This is a genomic window from Actinoplanes subglobosus (assembly GCF_042650585.1).
In the GTDB taxonomy this organism is placed as follows: domain Bacteria; phylum Actinomycetota; class Actinomycetes; order Mycobacteriales; family Micromonosporaceae; genus Actinoplanes; species Actinoplanes subglobosus.
Genome location: NZ_JBHSBL010000003.1, coordinates 212,018 through 224,475, shown reverse-complemented (window position 1 = coordinate 224,475; position 12,458 = coordinate 212,018). Strand labels below are relative to the sequence as shown.

Annotated in this window: 12 protein-coding genes; 7 read left to right on the top strand and 5 right to left on the bottom strand. The window is 70.0% G+C overall.

Annotated elements, in window-relative coordinates; genetic code table 11:
* Nucleotides 1-22 precede the first annotated feature (22 nt).
* The 3 genes from ACFO0C_RS03085 to ACFO0C_RS03075 are packed head-to-tail and all read left to right on the top strand — an operon-like array spanning nt 23 to nt 2,193.
* On the top strand, nt 23-535 hold the full coding sequence (locus ACFO0C_RS03085; RefSeq protein ID WP_378064927.1) for a SigE family RNA polymerase sigma factor: 513 nt from the start codon (nt 23-25) through the stop codon (nt 533-535).
* Entirely contained in the window at nt 519-1,553 is a 1,035-nt protein-coding gene (locus tag ACFO0C_RS03080; protein ID WP_378064926.1) for a hypothetical protein, read from the top strand. Before ACFO0C_RS03085 ends, ACFO0C_RS03080 begins: the two co-directional genes overlap by 17 nt.
* A 16-nt stretch (nt 1,554-1,569) precedes the next feature.
* Complete coding sequence (locus ACFO0C_RS03075) at nt 1,570-2,193, top strand: UbiX family flavin prenyltransferase (RefSeq protein WP_378064925.1); 624 nt, start codon at nt 1,570-1,572, stop codon at nt 2,191-2,193.
* On the opposite strand, the gene ACFO0C_RS03070 is transcribed toward ACFO0C_RS03075, so the two are convergent.
* Entirely contained in the window at nt 2,190-2,465 is a 276-nt protein-coding gene (locus ACFO0C_RS03070; protein WP_045740459.1) for a BldC family transcriptional regulator, read from the bottom strand. The two genes, ACFO0C_RS03075 and ACFO0C_RS03070, sit on opposite strands and share 4 nt — an antisense overlap.
* A gap of 212 nt (nt 2,466-2,677) precedes the next feature.
* Between ACFO0C_RS03070 and ACFO0C_RS03065 the strand changes: the two genes are divergently transcribed.
* The 4 genes from ACFO0C_RS03065 to ACFO0C_RS03050 are packed head-to-tail and all read left to right on the top strand — an operon-like array spanning nt 2,678 to nt 7,099.
* Complete coding sequence (locus tag ACFO0C_RS03065; protein ID WP_093620032.1) at nt 2,678-3,127, top strand: Lrp/AsnC family transcriptional regulator; 450 nt, start codon at nt 2,678-2,680, stop codon at nt 3,125-3,127.
* 8 nt (nt 3,128-3,135) lie between these two features.
* Nucleotides 3,136-4,233, top strand: coding sequence for a PLP-dependent cysteine synthase family protein (locus ACFO0C_RS03060; RefSeq protein WP_378064924.1), 1,098 nt, complete (start codon nt 3,136-3,138; stop codon nt 4,231-4,233).
* Nucleotides 4,234-4,266: 33 nt separating this feature from the next.
* The gene (locus ACFO0C_RS03055; RefSeq protein ID WP_378064923.1) at nt 4,267-5,556 is read left to right on the top strand and encodes a hypothetical protein; all 1,290 of its coding nucleotides are present in this window, start codon (nt 4,267-4,269) and stop codon (nt 5,554-5,556) included.
* 58 nt (nt 5,557-5,614) lie between these two features.
* Nucleotides 5,615-7,099, top strand: coding sequence for a hypothetical protein (locus ACFO0C_RS03050; RefSeq protein ID WP_378064922.1), 1,485 nt, complete (start codon nt 5,615-5,617; stop codon nt 7,097-7,099).
* On the opposite strand, the gene ACFO0C_RS03045 is transcribed toward ACFO0C_RS03050, so the two are convergent.
* From ACFO0C_RS03045 to ACFO0C_RS03030, 4 genes are all read right to left on the bottom strand, one after another.
* Nucleotides 7,083-7,712: a putative glycolipid-binding domain-containing protein gene (locus tag ACFO0C_RS03045; RefSeq protein WP_378064921.1), complete on the bottom strand. Its 630-nt coding sequence runs from the start codon at nt 7,710-7,712 to the stop codon at nt 7,083-7,085. The genes ACFO0C_RS03050 and ACFO0C_RS03045 overlap by 17 nt on opposite strands.
* A 346-nt stretch (nt 7,713-8,058) precedes the next feature.
* Nucleotides 8,059-9,951, bottom strand: coding sequence for a DEAD/DEAH box helicase (locus ACFO0C_RS03040; RefSeq protein WP_378064920.1), 1,893 nt, complete (start codon nt 9,949-9,951; stop codon nt 8,059-8,061).
* A 280-nt stretch (nt 9,952-10,231) separates the two neighbouring features.
* Nucleotides 10,232-10,735 carry a hypothetical protein gene (locus ACFO0C_RS03035; protein WP_378064919.1) on the bottom strand — a complete coding sequence of 168 codons (504 nt, stop codon included), beginning with the start codon at nt 10,733-10,735 and terminating at the stop codon, nt 10,232-10,234.
* A 745-nt stretch (nt 10,736-11,480) separates the two neighbouring features.
* Nucleotides 11,481-11,780 (bottom strand): pentapeptide repeat-containing protein, encoded by a 300-nt coding sequence (locus ACFO0C_RS03030; protein ID WP_378064982.1) that lies wholly within the window; start codon nt 11,778-11,780, stop codon nt 11,481-11,483.
* Nucleotides 11,781-12,458 lie beyond the last annotated feature (678 nt).

Here is a 12,458-nt window from a genome sequence, read left to right as displayed (position 1 = left end):
CCCGGCCTTCCGTCTTATCCGCGTGAGCGATAGAGACGCCGGATTCCGCGAGTTCGTCGCCGCGCGGATGGAGCCGTTACGCGGGCTCGCCTACCTGACGTGCGGCGACTGGCAGGTCGCCGAGGACGCGGTGCTGTCCGCGCTGGCCAAGCTCTACGTGAAGTGGAACCGGGTGGACAACCCGGAGGCATACGCGCGGACCGCCGTGGTGCGGGCCGCCATCGACGAGACCCGCCGCCCGTGGTGGCGCCGCGAGCAGTCCCGCAGCCACGCCATGCCCGACTCGGTGCTGCCCGACGACGCCACGGGGGCGATCGACGAGCGGTTGCGGTTGCGGCAGGCGTTGAGCGGGTTGCCGCCCCGGCAGCGGGCGGTGCTGGTGCTGCGCTTCCTGGAGGGGCTCAGCGTGCAGCAGACCGCCGCCGCCCTGCGATGCCCGGAAGGCACCGTCAAGGTCTACACCGCGCGTGGCCTCGGCGCACTCCGCCAGATTCTCGGCACCGAGCTGGAGGCCGGTCATGAAGCAGCTGTCTGATCTGTTGCGCGAGGCGAAGGCGAACCCACCGGCGGCCCGCTACAGCGTCGAGCAGGTGGTCGAGGCCGGGCGTCGCCGCCGGCGCCGGAGGAACGGCGGATGGGCGGTCGCCGCCGCGGTGGCGGTGGCCGTGGCGATCGGTCTGCCACGGGTCGTCACCCACGCCGACGGCCCGCCACCCCTCCCGGCCGAGCCCACGCCGGTCACGACGTACACGTTCCGCGGTTACACCGTCGACGGGTACGTGGTGAAGGACCCGTTCATCCTCGACGTCGGCGCCGTGGTGGCCGGCGTCGAGCGGAGCGGGGGCGGCGAGAAAGCGAGTGTCGGGTCGCTCACGGTCTATCGGCCCGGTGTCGCGCCGGAATACCCGCTGGCCGGCCTGACCGCCGCCGAACCGGTCGGCGGGCGTACCGCCTACTACCGGACCACGCAGCACCGGGACATCCTGACCTGGGAGTACGCCGACGGGACGTACGCCGAGCTGTCGACCGCCGAGAAGGCGATCAGTGAGACGGAGGCCTACCGGATCGCCGCCGGCCTGGTCATGGGTGGTGGCGTGGAACCGCGGATCGCCCTGCGGGTGGGCTACGTCCCGGCGGGCTACCGGCTGATGGAGACGTGGAGCACTCCGGGCGAGGTCACGCCGTTCCTGAAGTCGATGACGAACATCATGCTCGCGCCGGCCGACGCCCAGCGGGAACTGCTGACGAACCCGGGGCGGATGTTCAACCGGAACGGCGGCGCCGACCGGAAGTTCCACGATCAGCTCGTGATCGGCCTGTACCCGTCGCGTGCGACACGGAAGCAGATGCCGCCGAACCCGTGTGACGAACAGTCCTGCAGGCGGGTGCTGGACGACGATGTCAGCATGCTGACGGTCGGTGGCGACCTGCCGATCGAGGAGATCCGCAAGGTGTACGAGTCGGTCACCGTGGTCACCGATTTCACCGACGACGCCGGGTGGTACCCGTTGAGCGAGGCGATCCCCACCTCGGCGCAGCTCGTCGCGGAGTAGCGGCACACTTGACCACATGCGTGAACCATGGATCGTCGGCGTCAGCGGAGCGTCGGGAACCCCCTATGCCAAGGCGGTTCTGACCGCTCTGCTGGACGCCGGCGAATCCGTCGATCTGGTCGTCTCCCGGGCCGCCCGGCTGACGCTCCTGGACGAGACCGGAGCGACGGTGCGGGACGCGCACTGGAAGGACGATGTCGGGGCCTGGTTGGGCCGGGACCTCGGCGACATGGCCTACTGGCCGGCCGGGGACCTGGCCGCCGGCCCGAGCTCCGGGTCATATCCGGCGCGCGGGATGGCGGTGGTCCCGGCCAGCACCGCGGCATGCGCCGGGATCGCTGTCGGGCTGTCTAAGGACCTGCTGCAAAGAGCGGCCGAAGTGAATCTGAAGGAGCGCCGTAGGACGGTGGTCGTACCCCGGGAAACCCCGGTCACCCGCAGTCACCTGGAACATCTGATCGGCCTGCACGACGCCGGTGCCGTGGTGCTGCCGGCCAGCCCCGGATTTTACGGTTCCGGGGCCGGCGCGACGGCACAACAACTGATCGACTTCGTGGCCGGAAAGGTGCTGGACGCGCTGGGCGTACCACACACGCTTTTTCGCAGATGGACCGGCGAATTGGGTGAGAGGAACGCTTAGCGCAAGCCGTTGGGCGGGCCGTAGCCTGCCCCGGGATTGCTAGGACCGTTGTTCCGCGGCTTGTTCGCGGCGTCGTCCTCGCGCATCTCCTCGATCACGCCATCGCCCTCGAGCAATGCGCGAACTTCTGACTCACGGAATCGGCGGTGTCCACCCGGAGTACGGATACTGCCGATGCGCCCGGCGGCGGCCCAGCGTGTGACCGTTTTAGGGTCGACGCGGAACAACGCGGCCACCTCGCCCGGTGTCAGCAGACGATCTCCAGTGTCCACAACCCCCTCCTCGGTTTGGTTTCTGGAGCGGCCGGTGGTCACGGAGAGTGTCGGCGTGCTCGATCGGGACGTAAAGCCATTAGAGCACCGCCCCTGAACCAAGTCCGTGAAATGCGGAAAAAGCCCCGATTGCGACAGTGGTCATTATCCTGCCGCCCATTCGCCGCTACCGGGCGTGAAGGCGGGAGCGCCACCCGATTAGGGTTTCAAGCATGGACTCCATCGACCTCCGGCTGATCGACCTGCTACGGGAGAACGCGCGCTCGTCGTACGCCGAACTGGCCCGCAAGGTCGGCCTCTCCGCCCCCGCCGTGCACGAGCGAGTGGGTAAGCTCGAGACCGCCGGAACCATCCGTGGCTACCGGGCCGACGTCGATCACGAGGCGATCGGGCTCGGTGTCACCGCGCTGATCGGCATCATCGAGGACTCGGGCGCCGACACCGACGACGTGCTCGCCGCGGTCCGGGCCATGCCTGAGGTGGAGAGCTGCTATTTCATGGCTGGCGTCGAGTCCTATCAGCTCACCGTGCGAGTCGGCACGATCGCGGAACTGGAGCAGTTGATCGTGCGAATAAACCGGACACCGGGCGTCGCCTCGACCCGGACCGCGATAGCCCTCTCCACGAAGTGGGAGAACCGCCCGCAGCCCGGTCTGGGCTGAGGCCGGGGATGGACCTCACCAAACTCGACCGCTCCGACGGCGTGGCCCGTGACTGGGCCCGCGACGCGATCGCCCAGGTCGAGGCGGACGCCAACCGCTCCGCCGACACGCACCTGCTGCCGTTCCCGCTGCCGGTCTCGTGGGGCATCGACCTCTATCTCAAGGACGAGTCGTCGCACCCCACCGGCTCGCTCAAGCACCGGCTGGCCCGCTCCCTGTTCCTGTACGCGCTGTGCAACGGCTGGATCGGCCCGCGGACCACCGTCGTCGAGGCGTCCTCCGGTTCGACAGCGGTGAGCGAGGCCTACTTCGCCCGGATGCTCGGCCTGCCGTTCATCGCCGTGATGCCGGCCGCCACATCGCCGGAGAAGGTCTCGCTGATCGAGTTCCAGGGTGGCCGATGTCACCTGGTCTCCGAGGCGACCCAGGTGGTCCCGGAGGCGCGCCGGCTCGCCGCCGAGCTGGGTGGGCACTTCATGGACCAGTTCACCTACGCCGAGCGGGCCACCGACTGGCGTGGCAACAACAACATCGCCGAGTCCATCCACAGCCAGCTCGCCCTGGAACGGCACCCGGTCCCGGCATGGATCGTGGTCGGCGCCGGCACCGGCGGCACCAGTGCCACCATCGGCCGCTACGCGAGGTATCGCCGTCTCGACACCAGGGTCTGCGTTGTCGACCCCGAGGGGTCGGCGTTCTGGCAGGCTTACGTCGCCGGTGACTGGAACGCGGTGACCGGCCGGGGCTCGCGCATCGAAGGGATCGGCCGGCCCCGGGTGGAGCCGTCGTTCCTGCCCTCGGTCGTGGACCGCATGATCCACGTGCCGGACGCCGCGTCACTCGCCGCGATGCGGGCCGGGTCACGGACGCTGGGCCGGCGGCTCGGCGGGTCGACCGGCACCAACCTGTGGGGCGCGTTCCGGCTGATCGCCGAGATGCGCGCGGCTGGGCGTACCGGATCGGTGGTGACGTTGATCTGCGACGGCGGCGAGCGTTACGCCGACACCTATTACTCCGACGCCTGGGTGGCCGCCCAAGGGCTCGATTTGTCCCATTACTCCAGGGTGATTGAGCGATTCCTGGACGGCGGGGACTGGCCGGGCTGACATCCATCGACGGGCCGTGATTAGATCCGGCTCGTGGAGGACGATCATCGATCGACTTCGGACTGGGTGGCCCGGGGGTTCGGCGCCGTCGGCGTGCTGCTGCTGGCCGTCTCGTCGGTCAGCGTGGTCTTCTGGCCCCGGTCCGACCACCCCAAGCCGGCCACCGCCGCCCCGATCGTCACCGCCGCCGTGCCGGACCAGCAGACCCGGCTCGAGCGGGAGGTCCAGTCCGTCCTCCGAGTGCAGATCGACGCTCTGCTCGGTGGCGACGAGGCGGGCTGGCTGGCACCGGTCGGCCCGGAGGTGCGGAACCGTTACCGGTCCATCTACCGGAACCTGCGCAACCTGGAGGTCAGCCGGGCCGACTACGGCGTCGAGATCCTCGGCCGGAGCACCGAGACCGAGGTCAGCGCCCGGGTCATGATCGGTTACTGCCTCAGCGGCGCGACCTGCCCGGCATGGGAGAACCGGATCGACCAGGGTGCCCCGAAACTCCTCTACGACCTGACCTTCGAGCGGCGCGACAACGGTTACGTGGTCACGAAGATCGCCGACGTCGAGGACGGCAACCACCTCCAGCCGACCCCGTGGGAGCGCACCGAGCTCCGGTTCGCCCGTGGCGAGCGGGTCATCGTCGCCGGCCCGCGCGGCCAGGCGAAGAACCTCCGGAAAGTGCTGGCCGCCGCCGAGAAGGCCGCCACCGTTGTCGACCGTTTCAGCACCGAGCCGCCGAAGCGCTACCGGATCTATCTCGCCGACGACAAGACCTGGAAGACGTGGTACGGCGGGCAACTCTCGAAATGGGTCGTCGGCTATCACATCGCCCTGAACCAGACCGGCAGCGACATCGTCCTCAAAACCGGGGAACTCGTCGACTCCAACCGGCAGCTGGCCCTCACCGTCCAGCACGAGATGGCGCACGCCGTCACCATGGTCCCCTCCTACAACCAGGACCCGAACGAGGACCTGTGGCTGATCGAGGGTGTCGCCGAATACATCGGTTTCCTGCCCGGCAAGCCGCAGAACACCGAGAGCCGGTACTCACTGCGCTCCTGGTTCGACGAGCACGGTGCCCTCAAGTCGATCGTCCGGCCCGAGCTCACCGACGAATCGGACGATCTGACGGTCAGTGCCCTCTATGCGACCGGGCACTACGCGGTCGGATGCATGATCGATCGCTACGGCCAGCCCCGGTTGCTGGACTTCGTCAAACGGGTCCTGCAGGACGGGGAGGACCTCGATCCCGCCTCGCGGGCGGCCTTCGGGAAGCCCTTCAAAACCGTCGATCGGGCGTGCGTCAGCTGGATCACACAGCGGGTGTGATCATCGAGCCGAAACGGGATAGAGGCCGGTCTAATCAGCGTGGTTAGATCCTTCGATCATGGATGAGTCGCCGTCGCCGTCGGGCGAGCCTTCAACCCAGCCGCCACTCGCGGCTTCTTCGCTCCCGGCCGACCCGGTGTCCTCGCCCGCGGCCGATCCGGTGCCTTCGCCCGCGGCCGATCCGGTGCCCTCGCTCCCGGCTGACCTCGCCCCCGAGGCTTCGGTGGACCTGTCCGCTGAGCCCCCGGCTGAGCCGTCCTCCAGGAAGCCGTCGGTGCTGATCGCGGGACTGGCCGCCCTGGCGCTGGTCGCGGGGGCCGGCGCGGTGGTCTTCTGGCCGGAGAGCGACCAGCCCGCCACCGCGACACCCGTCGTCTCGGCTTCGGTCGCACCGTCGCCCTCACCCACCAGGAAGACCCCACTGGAGCAGGTCGACGCCCTGATCGACGCCCAGGCCCAGGCGCTGCTCAAAGGTGACGAGGCGGCCTGGCTAGCCCCGGTCGACGCGAAGCTGCACACGCGCTACCGGACGATCTTCCGGAACCTGCGGTCCCTCGACATCACCTCGGCCGACATGGCGATCGACGAGAAGCCGAAGATGAGCGGCGCCGTGATGAAGGCCCGCGTCTGGCTCAACTACTGCTTCAGCGGCATCGACTGCCCCGCCTACTCGTCCTTCGCCGACCGCGGAGCCCCCAAGATGATCAACATGGTCACCTGGACGCCGCGTGCCGGCTCCTACGTGATCACCGGGATCGGTTCCTCCGGCGTCGACAACGACCTGCAGCCGACTCCGTGGGAGAACACCACGCTCACCTTCGCCCAGGGCAAACGAGTGATCGTGGCTGCCCCGAAATCGCAGGCCGCCAACATCAAGCGGATCCTGCCGCTCGCCGAGAAGGCGGCCGGGGTCGCCGACCGCTACGGCAAGCTGCTGAACAATCCGCAGGAGAAGTACCGGATCTACCTCGCCGACGCCAAGGGATGGAAGACCTGGTACGGGCGTTCGGCGCCACCGTGGTCCGTCGGCTATCACCGGCCGCTCAACGATGCCGGCAGTGACATCGTTCTGAAGGCCGGCTCCGTGATGTCCGACAGTGATCGGGAGATCACCGAGCTCATCCAACACGAGATGGCCCACGCCGTGACGCTCAACGGCAGCCGCAACTGGGACTACGGGGCTGATCTGTGGCTGAGCGAGGGCATCGCCGAGTACATCGGTTTCCAGCCGAAGAAGCCGCGCAACACCTACAACCGGGACGAGCTCAGCTATGTCCAGTCCCGTCGCGGGGCCATCAAGACGATCGCGCAGCCGGCCCTGACCGCGAAATCCGACGACCTGACCGTGGCCCGGCTCTACTCCACCGGGCACTTCGCGGCCGGGTGCATGGCGGAGAAGTACGGCGAGACCAAGATGCTCAACTTCGTCCAGTTGGTGCTGGGCGAGGGGGTCGCCTACGACGCGGCCTCCCAGGCGGCCCTGGGTAAACCGTTCAAGACGGTCGACAAGGCCTGCGTCAGCTGGATCAGGAAGCAGACCTGACCCGCCGGGCCAGTCCCGGATGGTCGTCCACGAACCCGTCGGCGTCGCAGGTCAGATCGGCACTGGAGGTCTCGCCGGCGAGCCGGATCCGGTCACCGCCCAGCGGTGTCCAGATCTGGTCCGCCTGCACCACCTCCAGGCTCGGCACCAGCACCCACACCACGCTCAGCCGGTGTGACACGCCCGCCTCGGAGCCCAGCAGCCCCAGCCGGCGGATCGGCAGCGTGGTGAACAACGGCGAACCGCTCAAGCCGACGTCGAACGCCCCATACAGCAGATCCGGATCGGTGCACCCGGGCAGACCCGCTTGGGCGTGACCGTTTCTGGTCAGTGCGCCGTCAAGATCACCCTGCTCCGACGCGGTCGCCCGCCAACGGCCTGCCGCCAGCTCCAGCCGCACAGCGCGCGCCCAGCCGGCACCCTCGGCCCGCACATCCAGCCGCGCGGACGCCCAATCCGGCCCGGTCCGCACCTCGTAGTGGCACACGAACGGGACCGGCTTCGCCGCCACCACGGTCCCCCGCGCATAGAGGCCGTCGCTCGCGTCCAGCAGGGCATGCTCGGCACCGGAAACGTCGCTGCGCTCCCAGAACACCGCGATCGGCAACGGCATGCCGGTAACCTACCCGATTTTTACATTTTGTACGGCGCACTGAAGGTGCCGTGACCACCCGCGATGCAGTCGTGCGCCACACCGTGTGGTGACTTGCGGCGCGGTTCGGACCGTAGGTCGGCACGTTGGGCGGTGCCGTTGGGTGTGGCGAGGTGTAGCACGGTTCAGACCGTAGGTCGGCACGTACTGGTCGGGTGACGGATCGCCTCAGCCCGGAAGCCGCCCTTCGGCTGGGACGGGCCGCCTGCGTCGCGGGGTAGCCACGGCGCTTTCGGTACGGCGTACAAAATAAAAGGCCGAAGCCCCGGACCGCGCTGAGGCGACCGGGGCTCCGGAAAGGTTTTGATCAGTAGCTGCGTGCCGGGCGCGACGTGCCGTAACGGCCACCCGGACCCTCGCGGCGGTCGCCACGGTGGCTGTCGGTGCGGTGGCCCTCGCGACGGGCACCCGCCGGGCGGTCACCGAAACGGTCACCGGCCGGACGGTCGCCGAACGAACGCTGCGGACGGTCACCGGCCGGACGGTCGCCGAACGAACGCTGCGGGCGGTCGCCGTAGGAGCGCTGCGGGCGGTCGCCGGACGGGCGGTCGCCGAACGAGCGGTCACCGTAGGGACGGTCGGAACGCTGCCGGTCGCCGCCGAACCCGCGGTCGCCGCGGTCGCCACCGGACGGACGGTCACCGAAGCCACGGTCACGGTCGCCGAACGGGCGGTCCGAGCGGGGCCGGTCGCCGAACGAACGGTCGCCCGCCGGCCGGTCGCCGTAGGAACGCTGCGGCCGGTCACCGAAGGTCCGCTCGTTGCGGTCGCCGAACGAACGCTGCGGGCGGTCGCCGTAGGAACGCTGCGGGCGGTCGCCACGAGGACGGTCACCGAAACGGCCACGGGAACCACCGGAACGCTCACGACGAGGCTCCGGCTCCTCCACCACCGGAACGCCACTGGGCTCGCGGGCACCGGTGATCTCGGCCAGCTTCTCGTCGCCCAGGCGCACACGGGTCTCGCCCGGCGAGACCCCGGCCTTGGACATCATCTGCTGCGTGGTGCGGCGCTGCTTCGGCAGAACCAGCGTGACGACCGCGCCCGACTCGCCGGCCCGGGCGGTACGGCCGGCCCGGTGCAGGTAGTCCTTCGGGTCCTTCGGCGGGTCCACGTGCACGACCAGCGAGATGCCGTCGACGTGGATGCCGCGGGCCGCCACGTCCGTCGCGACCAGGACGTTCGTCCGGCCTTCCTTGAACTCGGCCAACGTACGAGTACGCACCCGCTGGGTCTTGCCGCCGTGCAGGGCACCGGCCCGGACACCGACCGCCGCGAGCTGCTCGACCAGCCGGTCCACGCCCATCTGGGTGCGGGCGAAGACGATGGTCTTGCCGTCCCGGTTCGCGATCCACGAGGTGATCGGGAACTTGTCGGCCGGCGGGATCAGCAGCAGGTGGTGATCCATGGTGGACACGCTCGCCTCAGCCGGGGCGGTGGAGTGCGTCACCGGGTCATGCATGAACCGCTTGACCAGCGTGTCGACGTCACCGTCCAGAGTGGCCGAGAAGAGCAGGCGCTGCGCGTTCTCCGGGGTCTTGGCCAGCAGATCGGTGACCTCGGGCAGGAAGCCCATGTCAGCCATCTGGTCGGCCTCGTCCAGGACGGTGACCTCGACGTCGTCGAGCTTGCAGGCGCCACGCTCGATCAGGTCGCCGAGACGGCCCGGAGTGGCGACGATCACCTCGACGCCGCGACGGAGCGCGTCCATCTGACGGTCGTAGGGAACCCCGCCGACCGCGGTCTTCAGGAACACGCCGACCGACCGGCCCACCGGCATCAGCGAGTCGGCCACCTGCATCGCCAGCTCACGGGTCGGAACCAGGATCAGAGCCTTCGGGTAGTGCGGGCGAGCCCGGCCACCCTGCGCGGTGCGGGCCAGCACCGGCAGGCCGAACGCCAGGGTCTTGCCGGAACCGGTCTGACCACGGCCCAGGACGTCACGTCCGGCCAGGGCGTCCGGCACGGTCGCGGCCTGGATCTCGAACGGGGTGGTGATGCCCTCACGGGTGAGGACGCGCACGATCTCGGAGGGCAGGCCCAGATCGGCGAAGGTCTTGGCGGGGGCCTCGACGGCCTCCGGGGTGGTCTCGGCGACCTCGGTGACCTCGACGGCCTCGGGGGCGGCCGGGGTGTCGCTCTCGGTGTTGCTGTTGTCGAAGACGGACGGGAACGTGCTGGGATCAGCGAAAGTGGTCAAGAGAACCTCTCTACGGGGGCGCATGCTCGCGAATGGCCCGCCGCGGTCATAGGAGACCGCCCGCTGAAATGCCCGCAAGAACGCCCGTGGCGTGCACCGGGTGGGCACGCCGCGTCAATAACTACCATCAGTGTACGGGTGAACGTCTGAACCGCCGACCGCATTCCAGCCGGGTAGTGGGCATGCTCACCCCGAAGCGCAACCGCTCCAGCTTAAATGTTCGAGGCCCCAGGTGCCAAAACAGCGGGGCCACGAAGACTGTCGGACCTGCGTCAGTTGCTCATTTACCAGTCAGATTGCCCAGAAAATCGGTGAACGCGTCACCCGCTGTGAACACGAACACCAGACTCACCGTGACCAGCAGGCCGAGCACCGCGAGCATGGCGATCACCACTTTCAGGTTGCTGCGGCGCTGGTCGACGGGAGCGTCATACCACCCCTGGGCCAGGATGTGGCCGGTCAGCGAACCCGAGTTCTCCACCGGGTCGGACACCGGCATCGTCATGTCGATCGCCGGATAGCCACCCGTCGAGTACACCGTGCCCTGACCGCGCTGCTGCGGCACACCGCCGGCGACGGGGCTGATCGGCGTGGTCGGCGGGTTGCCGTACTGGGTCGGCTGCGGGCTGGCGGCAGAGACCGGCTGGGTCATCTCGATGTTCTCCGGCGACGACGGGAAGCCCCGGTACGGCGTCCCCCGAGGGACACTCGGCGGAGCCGGCGGCAGACCTGCCGAGGCGGCGGTGGGCGGCAGGGTGTAGCTGGGCAGACCGTTTCCGATCATCGGAGCCGGAGGAACCGGAGGCGGCGGCACCGGGCCGGGGCCCGGCGGGATCGGGCTGGGACCAGGACCCGGCGGTACGGGACTCGGCCCCGGACCAGGCGGAATCGGGCTCGGCGGCACCGGCGTCGGTGGGATCGGGCTCGGCGGCACCGGACCGGGGATCGGGCCTGGCGGAACCGGGCCGGGGATCGGGCTCGGCGCGGGCGGCACCGGGCCTGGCGGAACCGGGCCGGGGATCGGGCTCGGCGCGGGCGGCACCGGGCCTGGCTTGGGCGGGGTCGGACCCGGTGTCGGCGCGGGCGGCGTCGGACCCGGTGTCGGTGTCGGTGGGATCGGCTTGGGTGCGGGCGGTGAGGGAACCGGAGCCGGGATCGGAGCCGGCGGCTCGGCGGGTTCCGGGTCGGCCGGCTTCGGTGGCGTAGGGCGAGCCGGAACCGGCCGCGGCTCGGCCGGCTCGGGGCTGGCCGGGTCGGGCTTGGTCGGCTCGGGGCTGTCGGGCTCCGGGCTTCCGGGCTCCGGGCTTCCGGGCTCCGGGCTTACGGGCTCCGGGCTTCCTGGCTCCGGGCCTTTTTCGGGGGCCGGGTCGGCGGGCTGCGGCTCGGCGGGCTCATCCGGCTCGGCGGGCTTCTCCGGGTCGGCCACGCCGTTGACACCCGGGACCGCTACCGAAGCGGAGCCGGTTGGTCGTGGGGCCGAGCCATACACCGTCGGCTGGGCCGCCGCCCGTGCCGAAGAGGGGACCTCGTCAGCGGTCGGGCGGACCACACCGGGCACGGAGACCCGAGCCGCACCCGAACCGGGAGCAGCCGAAACCGGCCGGACCGACGATCCGCCGGCCGGAGGCCAGGTCCCGGCAGCCGGAGGCCGACCCACGGACGAACTGGGCCCGTCGGAGGCGGGTGAGTCGGAGCCGGGTCCGTTGGAGGCGGGTGAGTTGGAGCTGGGCCCGTTGGAGGCGGGTGAGTTGGAGCTGGGCCCGTTGGAGGCGGGTGAGTTGGAGCTGGGCCCGTTGGAGGCGGGTGAGTTGGGTTTGGGCGCGCTGGATGCCGGCGTGGACGAAACCGGTGTCACGGACGCGGATGCCCGAGCGGCGGGAGCGGCCGACACGGGCGCTGATGCGGACACCGGGGCGGCGAACACGGGGGTCGACCCGGACAGCGGGGCGGCCGATCCGGGAGCTGCGGAGACGGGAGCGGAGGCGCTGGCCCGGACTGCCGGCGGCGTGGAGACGGGTACTGACGCGGACGCCTTCACGACCGGAACGGCAGCGGCTGGCGCGGGGGAGACGGGCGCAGCGGAAACGGGTGCGGTGCCAGGGACTGACGCGGAACCAGACGCGGACGCCTTCACGACCGGAACGGCAGCGGCTGGCGCGGGGGAGACGGGCGCAGCGGAAAGGGGTGCGGTGCCAGGGACTGACGCGGAACCAGATGCGGGCGCAGCCGAGATCGGAGCCGTCGAGACCGGAGCTGCTGAGGGATCGGTGTCTGCGGGCTCCGGGAAGGCCGATGGCTTGAGAACGGGATCCTCGGCGGGTGTGGAGGTATCCGGCGCCGCGGCATCCGGCGTGTCAGGGTGGTTCGCAGAGGCAGTGGAGTCGAGGGCACCCGGTGCGGAGGGATCCGCGTCAGAGCCGCCCGTGACCGGGACATCAGTGTCAGGAGCATCCCCGGTGGGCGCGTCGGTGTCAGAGATGTCCGCGGCGAAGGCGTCGTCCGAGGTC

What these genes read in the sequence shown, in the direction of transcription:
- ACFO0C_RS03080 (WP_378064926.1), top strand. Translation starts at nt 519, where the DNA reads ATGAAGCAGCTGTCTGATCTGTTGCGCGAGGCGAAGGCGAACCCACCG.
- ACFO0C_RS03075 (WP_378064925.1), top strand. Translation starts at nt 1,570, where the DNA reads ATGCGTGAACCATGGATCGTCGGCGTCAGCGGAGCGTCGGGAACCCCC.
- ACFO0C_RS03065 (WP_093620032.1), top strand. Translation starts at nt 2,678, where the DNA reads ATGGACTCCATCGACCTCCGGCTGATCGACCTGCTACGGGAGAACGCG.
- ACFO0C_RS03060 (WP_378064924.1), top strand. Translation starts at nt 3,136, where the DNA reads ATGGACCTCACCAAACTCGACCGCTCCGACGGCGTGGCCCGTGACTGG.
- ACFO0C_RS03050 (WP_378064922.1), top strand. Translation starts at nt 5,615, where the DNA reads ATGGATGAGTCGCCGTCGCCGTCGGGCGAGCCTTCAACCCAGCCGCCA.
- ACFO0C_RS03045 (WP_378064921.1), bottom strand. Translation starts at nt 7,712, where the DNA reads ATGCCGTTGCCGATCGCGGTGTTCTGGGAGCGCAGCGACGTTTCCGGT.
- ACFO0C_RS03035 (WP_378064919.1), bottom strand. Translation starts at nt 10,735, where the DNA reads ATGATCGGAAACGGTCTGCCCAGCTACACCCTGCCGCCCACCGCCGCC.